This is a genomic window from Sulfurospirillum deleyianum DSM 6946 (assembly GCF_000024885.1).
GTDB lineage: Bacteria > Campylobacterota > Campylobacteria > Campylobacterales > Sulfurospirillaceae > Sulfurospirillum > Sulfurospirillum deleyianum.
Genome location: NC_013512.1, coordinates 123,165 through 142,564 on the forward strand (window position 1 = coordinate 123,165; position 19,400 = coordinate 142,564).

Annotated in this window: 18 protein-coding genes; all 18 read left to right on the top strand. The window is 41.2% G+C overall.

What is annotated here, in order from left to right:
• Positions 1-6 precede the first annotated feature (6 nt).
• A complete protein-coding gene (gene nfo, locus SDEL_RS00700; RefSeq protein ID WP_012855938.1) occupies positions 7-849 on the top strand; it encodes a deoxyribonuclease IV in 843 nt (280 codons plus the stop codon).
• Between the two features lie 17 nt (positions 850-866).
• Positions 867-2,084 carry an OmpP1/FadL family transporter gene (locus SDEL_RS00705; protein ID WP_012855939.1) on the top strand — a complete coding sequence of 406 codons (1,218 nt, stop codon included), beginning with the start codon at positions 867-869 and terminating at the stop codon, positions 2,082-2,084.
• Positions 2,085-2,086: 2 nt separating this feature from the next.
• Entirely contained in the window at positions 2,087-3,649 is a 1,563-nt protein-coding gene (locus SDEL_RS00710; protein ID WP_012855940.1) for a fatty acid--CoA ligase, read from the top strand.
• A gap of 101 nt (positions 3,650-3,750) precedes the next feature.
• The gene (locus SDEL_RS00715) at positions 3,751-5,484 is read left to right on the top strand and encodes an ATP-binding protein (protein ID WP_012855941.1); all 1,734 of its coding nucleotides are present in this window, start codon (positions 3,751-3,753) and stop codon (positions 5,482-5,484) included.
• An 81-nt stretch (positions 5,485-5,565) separates the two neighbouring features.
• Positions 5,566-5,964, top strand: a complete 399-nt coding sequence (locus SDEL_RS00720) for an NAD(P)H-quinone oxidoreductase subunit 3 (protein WP_012855942.1) — start codon at positions 5,566-5,568, stop codon at positions 5,962-5,964.
• Positions 5,946-6,455 (top strand): NuoB/complex I 20 kDa subunit family protein, encoded by a 510-nt coding sequence (locus SDEL_RS00725; protein WP_012855943.1) that lies wholly within the window; start codon positions 5,946-5,948, stop codon positions 6,453-6,455. Before SDEL_RS00720 ends, SDEL_RS00725 begins: the two co-directional genes overlap by 19 nt.
• Entirely contained in the window at positions 6,452-7,252 is an 801-nt protein-coding gene (locus SDEL_RS00730) for an NADH-quinone oxidoreductase subunit C (protein WP_012855944.1), read from the top strand. Before SDEL_RS00725 ends, SDEL_RS00730 begins: the two co-directional genes overlap by 4 nt.
• Before the next feature lie 2 nt (positions 7,253-7,254).
• Positions 7,255-8,481 (top strand): NADH dehydrogenase (quinone) subunit D, encoded by a 1,227-nt coding sequence (gene nuoD, locus SDEL_RS00735; protein WP_012855945.1) that lies wholly within the window; start codon positions 7,255-7,257, stop codon positions 8,479-8,481.
• A gap of 9 nt (positions 8,482-8,490) precedes the next feature.
• Positions 8,491-8,730: an NADH-ubiquinone oxidoreductase subunit E family protein gene (locus SDEL_RS00740; RefSeq protein WP_012855946.1), complete on the top strand. Its 240-nt coding sequence runs from the start codon at positions 8,491-8,493 to the stop codon at positions 8,728-8,730.
• Positions 8,730-9,563 (top strand): hypothetical protein, encoded by an 834-nt coding sequence (locus tag SDEL_RS00745; RefSeq protein ID WP_012855947.1) that lies wholly within the window; start codon positions 8,730-8,732, stop codon positions 9,561-9,563. Before SDEL_RS00740 ends, SDEL_RS00745 begins: the two co-directional genes overlap by 1 nt.
• A gap of 7 nt (positions 9,564-9,570) precedes the next feature.
• The gene (locus SDEL_RS00750) at positions 9,571-12,048 is read left to right on the top strand and encodes an NADH-quinone oxidoreductase subunit G (RefSeq protein ID WP_012855948.1); all 2,478 of its coding nucleotides are present in this window, start codon (positions 9,571-9,573) and stop codon (positions 12,046-12,048) included.
• Positions 12,041-13,033: an NADH-quinone oxidoreductase subunit NuoH gene (gene nuoH, locus SDEL_RS00755; RefSeq protein ID WP_012855949.1), complete on the top strand. Its 993-nt coding sequence runs from the start codon at positions 12,041-12,043 to the stop codon at positions 13,031-13,033. The genes SDEL_RS00750 and nuoH overlap by 8 nt, the downstream gene beginning before the upstream one ends.
• Positions 13,034-13,042: 9 nt before the next feature.
• Positions 13,043-13,657: an NADH-quinone oxidoreductase subunit NuoI gene (nuoI, locus tag SDEL_RS00760; RefSeq protein WP_012855950.1), complete on the top strand. Its 615-nt coding sequence runs from the start codon at positions 13,043-13,045 to the stop codon at positions 13,655-13,657.
• A gap of 7 nt (positions 13,658-13,664) precedes the next feature.
• Positions 13,665-14,219 (top strand): NADH-quinone oxidoreductase subunit J, encoded by a 555-nt coding sequence (locus SDEL_RS00765; RefSeq protein ID WP_012855951.1) that lies wholly within the window; start codon positions 13,665-13,667, stop codon positions 14,217-14,219.
• Complete coding sequence (nuoK, locus tag SDEL_RS00770) at positions 14,216-14,518, top strand: NADH-quinone oxidoreductase subunit NuoK (RefSeq protein WP_012855952.1); 303 nt, start codon at positions 14,216-14,218, stop codon at positions 14,516-14,518. Before SDEL_RS00765 ends, nuoK begins: the two co-directional genes overlap by 4 nt.
• Before the next feature lie 3 nt (positions 14,519-14,521).
• Positions 14,522-16,378, top strand: coding sequence for an NADH-quinone oxidoreductase subunit L (nuoL, locus tag SDEL_RS00775; RefSeq protein WP_012855953.1), 1,857 nt, complete (start codon positions 14,522-14,524; stop codon positions 16,376-16,378).
• A gap of 10 nt (positions 16,379-16,388) precedes the next feature.
• Positions 16,389-17,915, top strand: a complete 1,527-nt coding sequence (locus SDEL_RS00780) for an NADH-quinone oxidoreductase subunit M (RefSeq protein ID WP_012855954.1) — start codon at positions 16,389-16,391, stop codon at positions 17,913-17,915.
• Complete coding sequence (gene nuoN / locus SDEL_RS00785; RefSeq protein ID WP_012855955.1) at positions 17,915-19,399, top strand: NADH-quinone oxidoreductase subunit NuoN; 1,485 nt, start codon at positions 17,915-17,917, stop codon at positions 19,397-19,399. Before SDEL_RS00780 ends, nuoN begins: the two co-directional genes overlap by 1 nt.
• Position 19,400 lies beyond the last annotated feature (1 nt).

A 19,400-nucleotide genomic window follows, 5' to 3' on the forward strand; every position in this document is an offset into this window, starting at 1 on the left:
AAAATAATGAAATATGTTGGGGCACATGTGAGTGCCAGTGGAGGGGTATTTAATGCTCCTATAAATGCAGTGAAAATTGGGGCAAAAGCCTTTGCTCTTTTTACGAAAAATCAACGCCAATGGGAAGGAAAATCGCTTACAAAAGAAGATATTGAGCGTTTTAAAGTTGAACTGGAAAAAGCAGAAATTCTTCCCAAACACGTCTTAGCTCACGATAGTTATTTGATTAATTTAGGGCATCCAGAAGCAGATGCACGGCAGAAGTCTTTAAACGCTTTTATTGATGAGGTGAAGCGCTGTGAGGCGTTAGGGCTTGATAAGTTGAACTTTCATCCAGGTAGTCACCTAAAGCAAATCAGCGAAGAGGCGTGTTTGGAGCTGATTAGTGCTTCGATGAACGAAGTGTTACGCAAAACCAGTGGTGTGACACTCGTTGTTGAAAATACTGCAGGACAAGGAAGCAATTTAGGTTACAAAATGGAACACCTTAGTTATCTAATGGAAAACGCTATCGATAAAGAGCGGGTGGGTGTTTGCATTGATACGTGTCATCTTTTTACCTCAGGGTATGACTTTAGAACTGAAGAAACCTATGGGCAAACGATGCACAAATTTGATACAATCGTGGGCTTTAAGTACCTCAAAGGAATGCATCTTAACGATTCTAAGCCTGATTTGGGCTCGCATGTGGACAGGCACGACTCTTTAGGCAAAGGGAAGCTAGGACTAGCGCCTTTTAAATTAATCATGAATGATGCTCGCATGGATGATATCCCTTTAATACTTGAAACGATAGACGAATCTATTTGGGCAGAAGAGATTGCACTTCTTTATAGCCTAATTGACTAATTTTTTAAGGAAACTGAATGAAACAAACCCTCAAAGTCGCTACGTTACTAAGTCTTAGTACGGCAACCCTTTTAGCTTCAGGCTATAGAATTCCTGAGCAATCTTTAAATTCTGTCGCAATGAGTGCGGCATACGTCGCCAGTGCCAATGGGGCTGATGCGAGTTATTATAACCCTGCCAATATGGCATTTATGGCAGAGGGTGGTTATATTGAAACCTCTTTAACGTATATTAATCTCCCTAAAGTGGATTATACCGCTTCTGGTGGAACTCCTGTTGGAAACAGTAGTGGTGATTCCAAAGAGGAGAACTTTTTACTCCCCAATTTACACTATGTCTCACCAATGGTGGGCAATTGGCGTTATGGTCTTTCTATCGTAGCCCCTGCTGGTCTTTCAAAGCGTTGGGATGAGAGCTATCAGATGAGAAGTTCTGAGGAGTTCACCTTAAAAGTTGTGGAGATCAATCCTACGGCAAGTTATAAAGTGAATGACCAGTTAGCTTTGGGCTTTGGTTTGCGTGGAGTTTATACGACAGGAGTGATTAAATATCAAGGTGTTGGTGGAGGTTTTAATTATAACAATAAAATGGAAGCAGATTCCATTGATTATGGCTATAACCTTGCTTTTAGTTACAAACCGATTGAAGATTTAACATTTTCTGCGACCTACCGTTCGAAAGTAAATCTTACGGTGGATGGTGATGCAAAAACAACAATTAATGGGGCTTTACTCAATGGTGATGTAAAAACACATATTCCTTTGCCTGCCTCGTTAGTCCTAGCAACAGCTTATACCTTAGATAAGACAACCCTTGAATTTGTATTTGAGCGCACCTATTGGTCAAGCTATAAAGATCTAGACTTTGACTTTGAAAATAGTGCTGTTGAAGCAACTCCTTTAGGGCAATCAAAGCTAAAAAACTGGAAAGATGCCAATGCTTATCGTATAGGTATTAGTCACCAATACAGTGATGCACTAAAACTCATGGCAGGTTTTGCGATTGATAAAACCCCTGTTCCTAGTAGCACGATGGGCTTTGAGCTTCCTGATTCGGATGCGAAGATTTACTCTGCGGGTTTTGAGTATGCCTTAAGTAAAGAGATGAAAATGGGCTTAGCGTATCTGTACAGTGACAAAGAAGATAGGAGTGTGACTAACTCAGCAGGGGTTAATGGCAAATTTAGTGATTCAGCCGCACATCTTGTCACAGCATCTCTCAAATATAAGTTTTAGATATGCTCAGTTATCCGTATCAAAATTTTTATGAGGTGCTGTGTTCGAATGCAAAAAACGCACCTCGAAAAACGGCTATTTTTATGGATGATAGAAAGATAAGTTATGCCAAACTCAAAGATTCGATTGATACGTTTGCACACTTTTTAAAGCAAAGCAACATTCAAAAAGGTGACAAAGTCGCCATGATTGTAGGGAACTGCGAAGCGTTTGTGGTGGCGTTGTACGCCATCACCAAACTAGGCGCTATTGCCGTTCCTCTCAATACTTTCTTAAAAGAAGAGGAGTTTGAGTATATCTTAAATGACTGCGGTGCCAAAATGCTTTTAAGCTCCTATGCTTTTGCTAAAGAAACGAAACCTTTGCTAGAGCGTACTAAAATTGAGCGTATTATTTGGATAGAAGCGCCTTTGGATGAAAATGAGGAACGTTTCGAGACAATTTTAGCGACAACGCTTAGGGATGTAGAAGAAGCGTGTGAGGCTAAGCTTGATGATACCGCCTGTATCGTCTATACTTCAGGAACAACAGGTAAACCTAAAGGGGCGATGCTCAGTTACCGCAATCTCTTCTCAAATGCCATTAGTGGAGCAGACTCTTTTAAAGTTACATGTAACGATAGGTTTATTGTTTTTCTACCGATGTTTCACAGCTTTACACTCTCCATTATGGTGCTTTTACCGATGTTTACCTGTTCTAGCATTGTCATTGTGCGCTCTGTTTTTCCTTTTGCCAATGTACTCAAACAAACATTGCTAAAACGTGTCACCATTTTTCTAGGCGTTCCTACGCTCTATAACGCCTTGTTGAAGGCAAAGATTCCATGGTATTTTATGTGGTTTAACAAAGTACGCATTTTTATCTCAGGCAGTGCGCCATTAAGTGAACAAGCACTCAATGATTTTGGTGCCAAATTTAAAAAAGCCAAACTCTTAGAGGGATATGGTTTAAGTGAATGTTCACCTGCGGTATGTGTAAACCGACTGGATCATCAAAAACCGCTCTCCGTTGGGCTGCCTCTTCCTAGCTATGAGATTAAGATAGTGGATGAAGAACGGATGGAAGTTCCTATGGGTGAGGTAGGTGAGATTATGGTCAAGGGTGATTGTGTCATGCAAGGCTATCTGAATCATCCTGATGCGACGGATGAGACGATTAGCAATGGTTGGTTACTCACAGGTGATTTGGGCAAGAAAGATAAAGATGGCTTTGTGTACATTGTGGATCGTAAGAAAGATTTGATTATCTCAAAAGGGATTAATATTTATCCTAGAGAAATTGAAGAGGTGATTTACAAATACGAAGGTGTGGACGCTGTAGCGGTCATTGGACTTAAAAATGAACAAACCAAAGATGAGGATGTCCTAGCTTTTATCCAACCCAAAGAAAATGTGACCCTCATCGAAGTAGAACTCAGAAGTTACCTAAAGAAACATTTAGCCAATTTTAAATTACCAAAGCATATTTATTTTGTAGAAGAGTTACCTAAAAATGCAACAGGAAAGGTCTTAAAACGGGTCTTAAAAGAAAATGTTCAATCTGGCAATTTTTTGCGTAAAAAATAGAGATTAACTTTCGTATCAAAGGGTTATTTTATTATCATCTTGTCATCATATAAACCCCAATATGTGCAAGGGTATGATTTATTGGGATGAAAGGGTGAGTATTGAAGTATTTAATCGATTTTTTAGAGTGTAAAGATGTTCAAAAATGTCAAATTTATGAGCATCTAAAATGTTCACTCAATGAAGCGAAGCTCTTACAAATCATGACCAAAGAGTATGTTCAAGGCTCGGTAGACTTGGATGTTTCTGAGATTTTGATGAAACTTTTTGGTCAAAAAAATTATGCCCATTTGCATCAGCTTGTTTTAGTCAAAGAGCTAATTGAACAAGGCTGGATTGTTCAGAATAATTTTTTAAATTCTAAGATTATGGATGTTTCTCAACTGGAGCTTTTAAACAGCAGTGTGACACTGAGCTCCGCATTTCTAAAACTCCTTGAGGAAGGAACACTTGAGGTCGTGTTACCAGATGTGACACCTTATGAGGATCATCTTGAATATTTAAAAGATCAATTTTTTCGTATCGAACTCTATCAAAAACTCAGTCAAACAAAAAACAGTGCGACAGAAAGCTCCCCAAGTATTGGGCGACTTAAAAACAAACTCGAACTTTTAGAGAGCCGTATTAGTGAGCGTATAAAAGTAACACAAAATGAGATTATCGTTGAAAGTATTTTTAAAGAGAATGAATTAAGCCTCAAAGAACAACTCATTTTTCTAGCCCTTCTTAAAGAGGAGTATGCAGGAGAGTTTGAGAGTTTAAGAGATATGAATACGCTTATTAATCTCATTAGTTTGGATGATTATGAAAAGATTAAAAACCGCTCGTTACTCGAAGAAGGTTCAAAACTCATTGAAAATCTCATTATTGATTACGATGAAATGCTTAGCACCTTTGGGGGTGTGACACGTAGTTTTTTCATTGCCGAAGAGATTTTGCAAAAAATTATGCACCCTAACAAAGAGAAGAAAAATAAAAAAATTAAACTTGATATGCTGATTGGTGAGCAAGAGCTTTTTGAGCTGATTGACCCTAAAACAACGCTCGAAGATGTCATTTTGCACCCTAAGACCAAAGAGGTTTTGGACAATTTACTCAAACAGATTGATAAAAATGTGGTGAAATTGCTTAGAGAATGGGGCATCAAAGAGAGACGCAGTGGGATTGATGCGAAGATTATTCTCTATGGACCTCCTGGTACTGGCAAAACCATGACGGCTCTTTCTTTGGCAAAGTCGATGAAAAAACGAGTGCTGAGTTTTGATTGTTCGAAGATTCTCTCAAAATATGTGGGGGAAAGTGAAAAAAATGTACGCAATATTTTTGACACCTACAAAGAGTTGTGCAAAAAAACCAAAAGTGAGCCACTTTTACTGCTTAATGAAGCCGACCAGTTTTTAAGCGCTCGCTCAACCGACAGTGGAGCAAGTGCTGATAAAATGCACAACCAAATGCAAAATATCTTTTTAGAGCAGATTGAGCGTTTTGATGGACTACTGATTGCAACGACCAATCTTTTAGAGACGATTGACCCTGCCTTTTCCAGACGTTTTGACTATAAAATAGCCTTTGAAAAGCCTGACTTTACTCAGCGTTTGGAACTTTGGAAAAAGCTTTTACCTCAAAATGCACGTTATGAAGAGGGACTTGATATTGAGCGCTTAGCGTCCTATCCGCTCACAGGTGGGCAGATTAAAGTAGTGCTTAAAAACACAGCACTTAAGGTAGCCACCAAAGAGGAGCCTTTGTTTACCTTTGAGGATTTTAAACTCTCTATTGATCGTGAAACCAAAGGCGCTTTTGGGGATGTGAAGTCGGTTGGTTTTATGAAGTAAAGGCTTGCAAGCCTTTTTGAGCACTTTACATGTAAAGAGTGTTCAAATGGATTTGTGGTAAAAAAAGTAAAGGAATTGCAGATGACCTCTTTGTCGCACATGGATTTTTCACATCCTTTTTTTGGAGCCTTTTTTCTACTCGTTTTTTGTGCAGTTGTCTTTTATGGCATTACCATTTTAGCACGAACCGTGAGTCGAAAGATGGCACGTTTGGATACGGAGAAGCTTAAACTCACCATCTACGAGTGTGGACCAGAAGTGACCAAACAGCCCAACAAAATCTCCGCACACTTCTATTTGTTTGCGGTATTGTTTATTTTGTTTGATGTGGAGATTATTTTTATGTTCCCGTGGGCGGTTAACTTTAAGGTTTTAGGAATGTTTGGGTTTATTGAGATGATTTTGTTTGTTTTGATTTTGAGCATAGGTTTTGCCTACGCATGGAGAAAAGGAGCGCTTGAATGGCACAGCATAAGATAAATTACCTCCAAGAAGCAGGGCTTCCTGTTGCTTTGACGACGGTTGATAAATTGGTGCAGTGGGGTCGTAGTAACTCGCTTTGGCCTCTTACCTATGGACTGGCTTGTTGTGCGATTGAGATGATGGCAACGGGAGCGAGTCGTTACGATTTTGACCGTTTTGGAACGATTTTTAGAGCGAGCCCTAGACAAGCCGATGTGATTGTGATTGCAGGAACACTGACCAAAAAACATGCTCCTTTTATGCGCCGTTTGTACGACCAGATGCCTGATCCAAAATGGGTCATTAGCATGGGTAGTTGTGCCAACACAGGCGGAATGTTTAATACCTACGCTACCGTTCAAGGGGCGGATAGAATTGTGCCTGTGGATATTTATCTTCCAGGGTGTGCGCCTCGTCCTGAAACGCTTCAGTATGCGCTTATGCTGCTTCAAAAGAAAATTAGAACCGAGAAAGCCTCTCGTAAACTTGCGCCTAAAAGGTTGGTATGATGAGAGTTTACAGCGATAAAAAAAACGTACAAAAAAAAGCTTACTACAACGACCGTTATTTTGTAGCTCCAGAAATTCCCAAAGAAGCAGTGGAGAGTGATGAAGTTTTTGCCAAAGATGTGAAAGATTTGGAGTCTTCCTTTTTTATTAAGGAATCGTACATCCAAAGAGGTCAGCTTGTCCTTTATATCAACGCAAAGGATAATCTCAAAGTTTTAGAATTTTTAAGGGATAAACTCTCCTACAATTTTTTAAGTGAGCACAGTGCGATTGATTGGTTGGCTAAAAGCGGTGAGTTTGAGATTTTTTACCAACTCCTCTCCACGAGCAAACGTAAACGTCTGCGTGTAAAATGTTTTCTCAAAGAGAAAGAGACTTTGCAAAGCGTGAGCAATGTGTATAAAAGTGCTGATTGGGCGGAACGTGAAATGTATGATATGTTTGGTGTCATCATTAGTGGGCATCCGTATATGAAACGTCTTTTGATGCCGGATGATTGGTATGACCATCCGCTTCGCAAAACCTATCCACTTCAAGGTGATGAGGTTGCGCAGTGGTATGAGATTGATAAAATTTTTGGTAAAGAGTACCGTGACATTATTGGACCAGAAGAGCGAGATAGCGCACGTATTGATGTGAATGATACCTACCGTTTTGCGCATCTTCACCATGAAGTGCCTTTTGGTGCAGAACCTAGTGTGGAGAAGACAAACACCGATTATCAAGAAGAGGGTGGGGTGTTTATTGTGAAAAAATTGAAAAAAGAAGATTCCAAAATTGTGAAAGAAAGGCCTTAACCATGCAAAAAGTCAATCGTCTAAAACCTTTCTTTGAGAATATCGCTTTTGAGCGTGAAGATAACCATATGATTGTGAACTTTGGACCTCAACACCCCAGTTCTCACGGACAATTACGCCTGATTTTAGAGCTTGATGGCGAGAAAGTGAGCAAAGCAACCCCTGATATTGGCTACTTGCACCGTGGTATGGAGAAGATGGCTGAAAATATGATTTACAATGAGTTTTTGCCAACGACCGATAGAATGGATTATATTGCCGCAAGTTCCAATAACTACGGGTTTTCTTTAGCGGTTGAGAAGCTCATAGGACTTGAAGTGCCTAGACGGGCAAAAGTGATTCGTATGCTTTTACTGGAGCTAAATCGTATTACCTCACATCTTTTTTGGTTAGCAACCCATGCGCTTGATGTAGGTGCGATGACCATCTTTTTATACACCTTTAGAGAAAGGGAGTATGCGCTGGATTTGATTGAGGATTATTGTGGTGCAAGACTCACACACTCTTCAGTTCGTATTGGTGGCGTGCCTTTGGATTTACCTAAAGGCTGGTTAGAAAACCTCAATCGCTACCTCAATCGTTTACCCCATGATATCACCGATTATGAAGCATTGTTGGATGAGAACCGTATTTGGAAGATGCGTTTGGAAGGGGTGGGTGTTGTCACTCCTGAACAAGCGCAAAGTTGGGGTTGTTCGGGTCCGATGTTAAGAGGCAGTGGCATTGCGTGGGATATTCGTAAAGAAGAGCCGTATGAACTCTACGATGAGGTCGAGTTTGATGTCCCTGTCAGTACGACCTGTGATAGTTATGGACGCTATAAATTGCATATGGAAGAGATGAAACAGAGTATTCGTATTTTAAAACAACTCATTCCGATGTATGAAGGAACAAGCCCTGAGATTATGGCGCATGCTCCGCAGTATATTAGTGCACCTAAAGAGCAGATTATGACGCAAAATTATGCTTTGATGCAACATTTTGTTCTCGTTACACAAGGTATGCGCCCACCTGTGGGTGAAGTCTATGTGGCAACCGAGTCGCCTAAAGGTGAGTTAGGGTTTTACATTAACTCCCAAGGAGAGCCTTATCCGTACCGTTTGAAACTGAGAACCCCTAGCTTTTTTCACACCGCTTTCTTGCAGGAGTTATTGGTGGGTGAGTATTTGGCGGACGTGGTGGCGATTATTGGAAATGCGAATATCGTCTTTGGCGAAATTGACAGATAAGGAGAGGGCATGCAACGCTATGATTTACGCCATTTAGGGGATGATTTTTACGGACGTATGCTTGAAATTATTGACGAGAGCACTTTGGGTGAGGTGTCTATTTTTATGTTTGAAATAGGCGATTTTTCTCCTGTTCAAAAAAGTGCTGATGTGATTAAAGAGGCGGGTTGGACGCTGATGAACTCTCTTAAATTCAATGAAGCGGATTGGATGATTGTGGTTAAAAAAGTAAAAAGTGAAGTAGCATAATGGAAAAGAAACAGTTTATACACGCCCTGCAACAAGCAAAAAAAGAGGCTTTTGCTTTTAGTTGTAACGATTTTGATGTGATTATCTCCGTGGGTGTTTTGCCCTCACGCCATGATGAAGCACTGCTTCAGGCACTTCAAAATAGCGATGCCAAATTGGTCTATTTGTTTAGCATGGAAGAGGCTTCACTGATTGAGAAAAGTGCTTTTTTTAGCCGTTATGAAGTGGGCTCAGAAGAGGGTGTTTTTGCGCTTTTAGCCAAAAGTTTTCTTTTACATGTAAAGATGCCTCACATGATTGAATCGTACTTTGAAGAGCTGGATGAGGGTTATTTGAGTGCGGAGAGCAACGTGGGTGAAGAGGAGATTGAGGTGATTGAAGCCTTGTATCAAAAGGCGAATAAGGTCTTACTCCTTTTAGGGGATGATGTCATCTTCCATCCAAGAGCTTCTCATATTGCCAAACTCGCAGGACTCATCGCCCGTTATGGAAAAGCTCATGTGATGGTTGTGGGTGCAACGGAGGCAGATGTGAGCCTCAATGATAGTTTAGAGATGATGGATGAGGTTGCGGATATTAAGAGTTTTGATGGGGTTGTGGTCTATGAATGTCCTTTGAAGGTAGGTGAAAAAGAGGGCGTATTGATTGGATCATCCCAGTTTCAAATGGCGGCTAAAGTCAAAGAGAATGAAAGCATTGGCGTGAAAATAGGCGAAGAAGTCCATGCGTGTACTTTCGTTAAAAATGAAACGCTCAAAGGGGTTATTGGATTAATGCCCTGTGCGAAACTGGGTAGGGCGTATCCCTACCATGTTGTCAAAATAGTGAAGTGAGGCTGTCATGAACGATATTACGATAACGATTGATGGAAAAGCGTGTCTTGCCAAAGAGGGTGAATACGTTTTAGGCGTTGCACGCAGAAATAACATTTTTATCCCAGCACTGTGTTATGTGACCAACTGCTCACCTACGCTAGCATGTCGCCTCTGTTTGGTGGATATTGATGGCAAGAGGGCGTATAGTTGTAATGCCAGAGCCAAAGAGGGGATGAATGTCATCACCAAAAGTGAAGAGATTGAAAAAGAGCGCCGTGCGATTATGGAGATTTACGATGTGAATCATCCTTTGGAGTGTGGCGTGTGTGACCAAAGTGGCGAGTGTGAGCTTCAAAACTACACCTTGCACATGGGGGTTGATGCGCAACATCACTGTATCGCAGACACGCACCGTCCAACCAAACAGTGGGGGCGCATTCATTACGATGCTTCTTTGTGTATTGTGTGTGAGCGCTGTGTGACCGTCTGTAAAGATATGATAGGCGAGTCTGCCCTTAAAACCGTTCCTCGTGGTGGCGCAGAGTTGGACAAAACATGGAAAGATAAAACCGAAAAAGATGCCTATGCCATGTGGAATAAGCTTCAAAAGTCGATTATTGGCATTGCCAGTGGGGCGGAGAGTTTGGATTGTACGCAGTGCGGTGAGTGTACGGCGGTGTGTCCTGTGGGTGCGCTTGTGGGTTCAGACTTTCAGTACAGCTCCAATGCGTGGGAGCTGAAAAAAATCCCCGCTTCCAATCCTCACAGCAGTGATTGTTCCCTTCTTTTTTACGATGTCAAACAGACTAGCATCAGCAATCCAGAGCCAAAAATTTACCGTGTGAGCAGTGAGCATAACTACGCACCGCTTCATGCAGGCGCACGCTACGGGTTTGACTTTCAAAACGAGGTTACATGTAAAGATGAAAAAGCCTTTGAAACGGTTGTGGAGAGCTTAAAAACCAAGGTCGATACGATTGCATTTGAGAGTTACATTACCAATGAAGAAGCATTCATTTTACAAAAGCTCAAAGAAACGTATGGCTATAAACTCATTAACCCTGAGGCAAAACGATACCAAGAATTTCTTAAACACTATGCAAGTACCTCAGGCAAAAGCCTTTACAGTGGTGATTTAGAGCGTGTTCGCTCCAGCAATTTTGTCGTGAGTTTCGCAAGTGCCATCAAAACCGATAGCCCCAATGCGGGTTATGCGATGAACAATGCGATAGGCATGAACAAAGGCGCAGGGCTTTACTTCCATCCTATCCCAGACCCTGTGGTTTCAGCTTATTCGAAAAACCTCCTCTGCATTACACACAAAGTAGGTGCTGAAGAGGCGATTGCGTACTTTCTTTTAGACTTTTTTGGTGACAAAGAGGCGATGCCAAAAGCACTTACAAGCTATTTAGCCACATTTCATACGATTGAGAAAAAAACCATTCAAGAAAACATTAAAGAAGATGTCAAAGAGATGGTGAAAGATGAAGAGAGCGGTGAAGAAAAAGAGGTCATCACCAGTGTGAGTAAAGTGGTCGAAAAAGAGATAGAAGTCGATACCAATGCTTTGGTTTCACTCATAGGCGCTGAGGCGGATGTGAGTGATAAAATCACGAAACTGCTCGATAAAAAAGATAGCTTTAGTCTGATGGTAGGAGAAGATGTTTATGCGCATCCAAGGGCAAAAAACATTGCTAAGCTTTTAGGCTTAATAGAGCGTTTTACGCCATTTAGCGTGGTGATTATTCCTTCTCGCACCAACACCTTAGGCGTTTCGCTGATTTGTGATTTGGATGAAGAAAAAGGAAACTACATCCTAGGCTATAACACCCAAGGGGATGTGACGTTGAGTGCTTTGGGTAAAGGGGATTTGGCAATGCCAGCACTCAATCAGCAAGAGGGCACGTTTAGCTCCATGAATAAGCGAGTGGTTCCAACCAACGCCGCCCTTCCTTTTAAAGGGTATTGTCTTAATGACATTGCGAACGCATTAGGATTTGAGGCAGAGTGGACGATTGATTACACGCCTCTTTTACCTGCTCAAAAAGGGTTTAAAGCTCAAAAATTTGATGACCTTCCAAATCAGTATGAAAACGATGGAAGGGAAAATCGAGGCTATCTTTTAGAGACACAAAACCTTACATGTAACGATGAGGTTGAGCCTTTAATAAGCTTTACATGTAAAGAGGGGGATATGGTCTATCTTGCTAACCCTGTGCACCAATTTAGTGCTTTTACTAACAGAGCACATCAGCTTAACGAAGCGGGTGCTTTGTATGTCTCCAAAGCGTTTTTAGAAGCTAAAAATCTTAAAAGTGGCGATATGCTAACCCTTGAAAACGATGCGGGAGCGAAGTTGGTCATTGTGCTCAAAGAGGAGCCAATGATAGGGGGAATGATTCCTTATTTACCAGATTTTGATACTAAAATAGATGTCACACCGTTTTTTAAAGAGGGGTATCGTTTTGCGAGTGTAACAATGAAAGGAGTTGCGCATGTTTGAAACAGCAGTGATGGTTGAAACCGTGGTAAAAGCGGTCATCGTTGTCTCTGTGGTGGCGGCGATGGCAGGTTTTGCAACCTTTATTGAGCGTAAGGTTTTGGCGTTTATGCAACGACGTCTTGGACCCATGCATGTGGGACCCTATGGTTTGTTACAACTTGCCGCTGATGGAATTAAGCTCTTTACCAAAGAGGATATTATCCCTCAAAATGCGATTAAGCCCATTTTTATGATAGCCCCTGTCATTGCGGCAACCAGTGCGTTTGTCGCGATGGCAGCTGTGCCTTATTTTCCTGAGTTTACGCTGTTTGGTTACACCATTCATCCTATTATCTCCGACATTAACGTAGCCCTTCTCTACGTGATGGGTGTCGCATCGGTGGGTATTTATGGGCCGTTGTTAGCAGGTATGAGCAGTGCGAATAAATGGTCGCTTTTAGGAGCGGCTCGTGCGGTGGTGCAGATGCTCTCCTTTGAAGTGGTGACAGGGCTTTCGGTATTAGCGCCTATTATGCTTATTGGTTCTCTCTCTTTGATTGATATTAACGACTATCAAAGTGGAGGCATTACCCAGTGGCTCATTTGGAAACAACCTTTAGCGTTTGTACTTTTTGCCATCGCAGGATTTATGGAGACCAACCGTGCCCCATTTGATACGGTTGAGTTTGAAGCCGAAGTCGTTGCTGGGTATGCTACGGAGTATTCAGGGATGCGTTGGGGACTCTTTTTTATTGGGGAGTACGCCAATATGATTACCATTTCAGTACTCGTGAGCATCATTTTTATGGGCGGATATGCTCCTTTAGGGTTTATTCCAGGGGCAGTGATGATGCTCTTAAAAGTCTCTTTTTGGATTTTCTTATTTTTATGGGTCAGAGCGGCATGGCCACACGTCAGACCTGATCAGTTAATGTGGGTTTGTTGGAAAGTGATGATGCCTCTTGCTGTGGTCAATATCTTGATCACGGGCTTTGTGCTGATTTAGGAGGCTTAGATGACACTAAATGATTTTAAAAAACGTGATTGTAGCGGGGATTATATCTTTTTTGAGGGTGAGAAAAAGAGTGAAAATGGCTGGGAAGCGTTTCAAAGAGTGGTGAAGCGAACCCTTAAGGGTGAGTTATTTGTAGGACTTTGGGTGGTGCTTCGTGAGATGATACGGTTTGACATTCACACCCTCAAATACCCCAGTGAAAAAATGGAAATGGGTCCACGCTATCGTGCGATTCATCGTCTGCTTCGTCTCTTTGAGAGCGGGAGTGAGCGATGTATTGGGTGTGGATTGTGTGAAAAAATTTGTATTGCAAAGTGTATTCGCATGGAGACACGCATTGATGAGAAGAGTCGCAAAGAGGTGAGTCAGTATAGCATTAACTTTGGGCGTTGTATCTTTTGTGGGTATTGTGCGGAGGTGTGTCCAGAACTGGCCATTGTGCATGGAGCGGAGTATGAAAATGCGAGTGAACAGCGGGCTCATTTTGGACTCAAAGAGGATATGCTCACCCCTCTTGATACCTTTAGAGCCAAAGAACAAAAAGAGTTTTCAGGCTTTGGTGCTTTAAGCGACCATGCCGATGAAACCGTTAAAAAAACACCATTAGCGTATTGAGGTTGCCATGTATGAAACAGTAGCATTTTATATTTTTTCCATACTCACATTGGGTATGTTTGGCATTGTGGTGATGAGCAAAAACGCTTTGTATGCCATGAGCGCACTCGCAGGTGGGATGATTTTTATCTCAGGATTCTTTTTTATTTTAGACGCTGAGTTTTTAGGTGTGGTACAGATTGTGGTTTACTCGGGCGCTATTATGGCGTTGTATGCGTTTGGTATGATGTTTTTTGATACCACCCGTGATGTCAGCGAGAAGATGCGTTCGAAAAAAATTGCGTACACACTTTCGATTGTCAGTGCTGTTTTGATTGTCGCCATTTTATGTATGCCGTTGGTTTCAGAGAGCATTGAAGCTTCGTATCCTGCCATTGAAAATGTAGGAAATATTCAGATGGTAGGACTTATTTTATTTACCAAATACTTAGTGCCTTTTGAATTGGCGGCGATTATGCTTTTAGTGGCGATGATTTCAGGTATTGTTTTAGCGAGTAAAAAAATGGATGAGCATTTAGCCATAGAAGAGGATGAATGTGAAATGCTAAAGGAGGGCAAATGATTACGTTAACCCATTATCTTATTTTAACGGGATTGCTTTTTGCTATTGGTTTGGTCGGTGTTATGCGAAGAACCAATCTTTTGATGCTCTTCTTTTCCACAGAGATTTTATTGAATGCCGTTAATATTGGTTTTGTTGCGGTCTCAAAGTATTATGGAGATTTTACAGGGCAGATGTTTGCTTTTTTTATTATTGCCGTGGCAGCCAGTGAAGTTGCTGTGGGTTTGGGACTTCTCATTTTGTGGTATAAACGCAATGGCTCTGTTGATTTAAATAGCCTCCAAATGATGAAAGGGTAAGCTATGGAAAATTATCTCTACACCGCACTTTTTGCTCCTTTAATTAGTGCCCTCTTTGGGGCGTTATTTGCGGCACGCCCTAAAGCATTGTTTGTGGGTATTGTGGCGTCGTGTCTTATTGGACTTTCGATGCTTTCTTCTTTGGTGCTACTCTTTGATGTGAATGAGCATGGAGCGTTACATGTAACGCTGATGGAATGGATTGTCGCAGGGAATTTATACATCCCTTTTGGTTTTGTGGTTGATGAAGTTTCGGTCATTATGATGGTAACTGTGACGCTTGTTTCCACTGTTGTGCATATTTACTCCATTGGATATATGGATCATGATAAGAGTTTTAACCGCTTTTTCTCCTATCTCTCAGCCTTTGTTTTTTCGATGATGATTTTAGTGATGAGCGATAATTTTGCGGGGCTTTTTATCGGTTGGGAAGGCGTGGGGCTTTGTTCGTGGTTGCTCATTGGTTTTTGGTACCACAAACACTCCGCTTCTTGGGCGGCCAATGAAGCGTTTATTATGAACCGTATTGCAGACCTTGGTATGCTAATGGGACTCTTTTTAATTTATTGGAATGTAGGTTCTTTACAATACGATGATGTCTTTGCAACTCTCAAAGAGTTTGATAACGCTTTAATTACAACGATGGGAATCTTTTTATTTATTGGTGCGATGGGAAAATCAGCGCAGTTTCCTCTGCATACATGGCTAGCAGATGCGATGGAAGGACCTACGCCTGTTTCGGCACTGATTCACGCCGCAACGATGGTAACCGCAGGTGTTTACTTGGTTATTCGTGCAGGGGAACTTTACAGTATGGTGCCAGATGTTGGATTTGCGATAGCTTCCCTAGGGGCATTTGTCGCTCTGTTTGCAGCTTCAATGGCGCTTGTGAACAATGACCTTAAACGCATTATCGCCTATTCAACCCTTTCACAATTAGGATATATGTTTGTGGCTGCAGGTCTTGGTGCGTATTGGATTGCGTTGTTTCACTTAATGACCCATGCCTTTTTTAAATCCCTTCTCTTTTTGGGTGCGGGAAATGTCATGCATGCGATGCACGATGAGTTGAACATTAAAAAAATGGGTGGGCTTTATGGCTCTATGAAGGCTACGGCTATTCTCATGAGTGTCGCTTCGGTTGCATTGGCTGGAATTTATCCTTTTGCGGGCTTTTTCTCCAAAGATAAAATTTTGGAAGTGGCGTTTAATGAGGGTGCCTACTTTTTATGGTTTGCGCTTTTTATTGGAGCAGGGTTAACGGCATTTTACAGCTTTCGTTTAGTGATGCTTGTTTTCTTTGGTGAAAAAGAACATATCAAATACGGAGTACATCCACACGAAGCACAACCTTTTGTGATCTATGCTTTACTTCCTTTAGGGCTTTTGGCAGTGGTAGCAGGACTTTTTGAGCACAGTTTTGAAGGCTTTGTAACACGCATTTTGAGCCATTATGAGATTCATATTGCGCATGGGACGGAAATCGTTTTAATTGCTGCCACTTTAGGTATTGCATTAAGTGGTATTGCGTTTGCTATTTACATGTACAAACGTGGTGGTTTTTCAAAACGCTTAGAAGAGCGTTGGTGTTACAAACTTTTAAGCAATCAATACTACATTCCAAAATTGTATGAGCTTTATATTATGCGTCCTTTTGATGCCATGGCAAAATTTGCATGGTTGAATGTGGATATGAAAGTGGTTGATAGTACCGTTGATTTTATTGCAAAGATGATTTATGGAACGGGAGAAAAAGCACGAAAAATGCAGAGTGGAAATCTCTCTGATATGTTGCGCTGGATGGTTGTAGGAATCGTAGTTTTGCTCTTTTTAGCGCTTTTTTATAGACCCATGGCGTAGGAGTTAGAGAATGGAACATATTTTATCCCTTTTAGTATTTTTTCCAGCAGCAGCAGGTCTTTTAGGCTTTTTGGTTGCTAAAGAGAGTATTCGGGCGTATGGTATTAGTGTCAGTGCGATCGAGTTTGTTTTGTCCGTTATTTTATGGATGGGGTTTGATAGTGCAAATGCTGGGTATCAGTTTGTGGAGTTTTATGCGTTTATCCCAAGTTATGGTATGAGTTACTATTTGGGTGTGGATGGCATCTCGCTCTTTTTAGTCATTCTTTCAACCTTTATTACCATGATTGCTTTGATTGCACTTAGCATTGAGAAAGATGTTAAAAATCTAATTATTTCGGTACTCTTTTTAGAGATGACGATGGTGGGCGTATTTCTTATTTTAGATGTCATTTGGTTTTATGCGTTTTGGGAACTCTCTTTGGTGCCGATGCTTTATATCATTGGTGGATGGGGTGGCGAAAAGCGTATGTATGCTGCCATTAAGTTTTTTCTCTATACCTTCGCAGGTTCGGTGTTAATGTTAGTGGGTATTTTGTATATGGGCTTTTTGTATTATGAAGCGACAGGCATTTGGAGTTTTGCTTTGCCTGATTGGCATCTTTTACAAGTTCCTTTTACGACGCAGTTATGGCTATTTGGGGCTTTCTTTTTAGGCTTTGCCATTAAAGTACCGATGTTTCCCTTTCACACATGGTTGCCTTATGCACATGGACAAGCGCCTACGATAGGTTCTATTATTCTAGCAGCGGTGCTTTTGAAGATGGGAAGTTATGGTTTTGTACGTTTTTCACTCCCTCTTTTTCCTGATGCAAGTGTCTATTTTTTAATTCCCGTGGCGATTATATGTGTGATTATGGTTATTTATGCAGCAATGATTGCGTATGCTCAGGATGATATGAAACAAGTGATTGCATATAGTTCAATTTCGCACATGGGTATTGTCATCCTAGGTACGTTTGCTATGAACGCTGAGGGTATTACGGGGTCTATCTTTTTAATGCTCAGCCATGGTATTGTCAGTGGTGCGCTTTTTATGCTTGTGGGGGTTATCTATGATCGCCGACATACTAAATTGATGAGTCAATTTGGAGGGTTAGCGCAAGTCATGCCACGTTTTGCAACCATTTACGGCATTATGTTGATGGCCTCTGTGGGACTTCCTTTAACGATTGGTTTTGTGGGTGAATTTTTGTCTTTGATGGGATTTTATCGTGTGAGTTGGGTCATCACCCTTTTTGCGGGAACAGGAATTATTTTAGGGGCAGTGTATATGCTCGTACTCTATAAAAAATCGTTTTTTGGTGCGGTGGTACATGAAGAAAATCGAGGGTTAAAAGATTTGAGTGCCAAAGAACTCACAGCATTAATTCCTTTGGTTGCTTTGGTTGTAGCCTTAGGTGTTTACCCTAAACCGTTGCTTTCAACGATTGATATGAGTGTTCAAAAAATGCTTGTTTTAATGGATCAAAAAGCAGTTGAGCCTTCAACAAAAGCGCTTTTAATGCATGCTAATACCATAGGAGGGACACACTAATGGAGACAATCTCTATTGATATAGCAACACTGAATATTCCTGCACTGCTTCCTATGGCGATTTTAGCATTAGGAGCATTGGCACTGATATGTGTGGATTTGGCGGTTAAAGGTCTCAATCGTAGTTTTCTAACGATGATTACCATTTTGTTTATTCTCTTAGATTTAGGAGCCGTTTTAGGCTATAACGGACCTGTGCGTGGTTTCTTTGATGTCTTACTCATTGATGGTATTGCCCTTATTGCGCAAGTGATTCTTTTGGTTGCCTCAGCTATCTTTTTACCCCTTTCGTTGAGTCATCGCCATTTTAGAGAGTTCGAAATGGCAGAGTTTTATGTGCTCTTTATGTTTATGATTGTGGGTTTTCAGTGTATGGTCGTCAGTGACAATCTCATTTTGATTTTTATCGGTCTTGAGACTTCAAGTCTTGCCTTATACACCTTGATTGCGATGCACAACCGTGCTAAAGCTTTTGAGGCAGCGATTAAATATTTTACAATGGGTGCTTTAGCCGCAGGATTTTACGCACTCTCTGCGCTTATTTTTTATGCGATGAGTGGAAGTGTTGAGATTCATGAAATTGAACGAGTGCTTCAAGAGAGAAATTTTGAACCGTTGATTGGCATTTTGGCAGGGGCAATTTTTATGCTAGGAGCCCTTGGATTTAAGCTCTCTTTGGTGCCATCGCACACGTGGACACCTGATGTGTATGAGGGAAGTTCTGCGCCACTTGCAGGGTATATGGCAGTGGTTCCAAAAATCGCTGGATTTGTCGTTGCAATGCGCCTTTTTGAGATGTTAATTTTTTCAGGTGTGGTCTGGTTGGAGCATATTTTATACATTGCGGTTGTGCTTACCATGACGTTGGCAAATATTACCGCATTGGTACAAGAAGATGTCAAACGTATGCTAGCATTTAGCTCTATTTCTCATGCAGGTTTTATGATGGCAGCTATTTTAATAGGCACCACCCAATCCAATACAGCACTCTTTTTGTACTGGACACTTTTCATGTTTACGAATCTAGGAGCATTTACGATGCTTTGGATTGTAAGGCATCGTAAGAATTTGTGGGATGAGCGCTATCAGCACCCTTTTACTAAATTCTCAGGTCTTGTAAAAATTATGCCAGCAACGGCAACCATTATGGGAATTTTTATGTTTGCACTTGCGGGTATGCCTCCTTTTTCTGTTTTTTGGGGAAAGCTCTATCTTATCAGTGCGGCGATTAACAGTGGCTATATCTATTTGGCGGTGATTATTGCCATTAACAGTGCGATAGCAGTTTATTACTATATGAAGCTAGCGGTTTATATGTTTTTAAAAGAGCCAGTCATGGCGGATGCAAGACTGTATGAGACCAATGCATCGACCCCTTTGAAAGTGATTGTTGGAGTGGCTGTGATGATTACAGTCTTTGCTATTGTTTTTGTTGAACCACTGCTTGGAGTTTTGACAAAATATGTCAGTATGAGTGGTTTTTAAA

What these genes read in the sequence shown, in the direction of transcription:
- nfo (WP_012855938.1), top strand. Translation starts at nt 7, where the DNA reads ATGAAATATGTTGGGGCACATGTGAGTGCCAGTGGAGGGGTATTTAAT.
- SDEL_RS00705 (WP_012855939.1), top strand. Translation starts at nt 867, where the DNA reads ATGAAACAAACCCTCAAAGTCGCTACGTTACTAAGTCTTAGTACGGCA.
- SDEL_RS00710 (WP_012855940.1), top strand. Translation starts at nt 2,087, where the DNA reads ATGCTCAGTTATCCGTATCAAAATTTTTATGAGGTGCTGTGTTCGAAT.
- SDEL_RS00720 (WP_012855942.1), top strand. Translation starts at nt 5,566, where the DNA reads ATGACCTCTTTGTCGCACATGGATTTTTCACATCCTTTTTTTGGAGCC.
- SDEL_RS00725 (WP_012855943.1), top strand. Translation starts at nt 5,946, where the DNA reads ATGGCACAGCATAAGATAAATTACCTCCAAGAAGCAGGGCTTCCTGTT.
- SDEL_RS00730 (WP_012855944.1), top strand. Translation starts at nt 6,452, where the DNA reads ATGATGAGAGTTTACAGCGATAAAAAAAACGTACAAAAAAAAGCTTAC.
- nuoD (WP_012855945.1), top strand. Translation starts at nt 7,255, where the DNA reads ATGCAAAAAGTCAATCGTCTAAAACCTTTCTTTGAGAATATCGCTTTT.
- SDEL_RS00740 (WP_012855946.1), top strand. Translation starts at nt 8,491, where the DNA reads ATGCAACGCTATGATTTACGCCATTTAGGGGATGATTTTTACGGACGT.
- SDEL_RS00745 (WP_012855947.1), top strand. Translation starts at nt 8,730, where the DNA reads ATGGAAAAGAAACAGTTTATACACGCCCTGCAACAAGCAAAAAAAGAG.
- SDEL_RS00750 (WP_012855948.1), top strand. Translation starts at nt 9,571, where the DNA reads ATGAACGATATTACGATAACGATTGATGGAAAAGCGTGTCTTGCCAAA.
- nuoH (WP_012855949.1), top strand. Translation starts at nt 12,041, where the DNA reads ATGTTTGAAACAGCAGTGATGGTTGAAACCGTGGTAAAAGCGGTCATC.
- nuoI (WP_012855950.1), top strand. Translation starts at nt 13,043, where the DNA reads ATGACACTAAATGATTTTAAAAAACGTGATTGTAGCGGGGATTATATC.
- SDEL_RS00765 (WP_012855951.1), top strand. Translation starts at nt 13,665, where the DNA reads ATGTATGAAACAGTAGCATTTTATATTTTTTCCATACTCACATTGGGT.
- nuoK (WP_012855952.1), top strand. Translation starts at nt 14,216, where the DNA reads ATGATTACGTTAACCCATTATCTTATTTTAACGGGATTGCTTTTTGCT.
- nuoL (WP_012855953.1), top strand. Translation starts at nt 14,522, where the DNA reads ATGGAAAATTATCTCTACACCGCACTTTTTGCTCCTTTAATTAGTGCC.
- SDEL_RS00780 (WP_012855954.1), top strand. Translation starts at nt 16,389, where the DNA reads ATGGAACATATTTTATCCCTTTTAGTATTTTTTCCAGCAGCAGCAGGT.
- nuoN (WP_012855955.1), top strand. Translation starts at nt 17,915, where the DNA reads ATGGAGACAATCTCTATTGATATAGCAACACTGAATATTCCTGCACTG.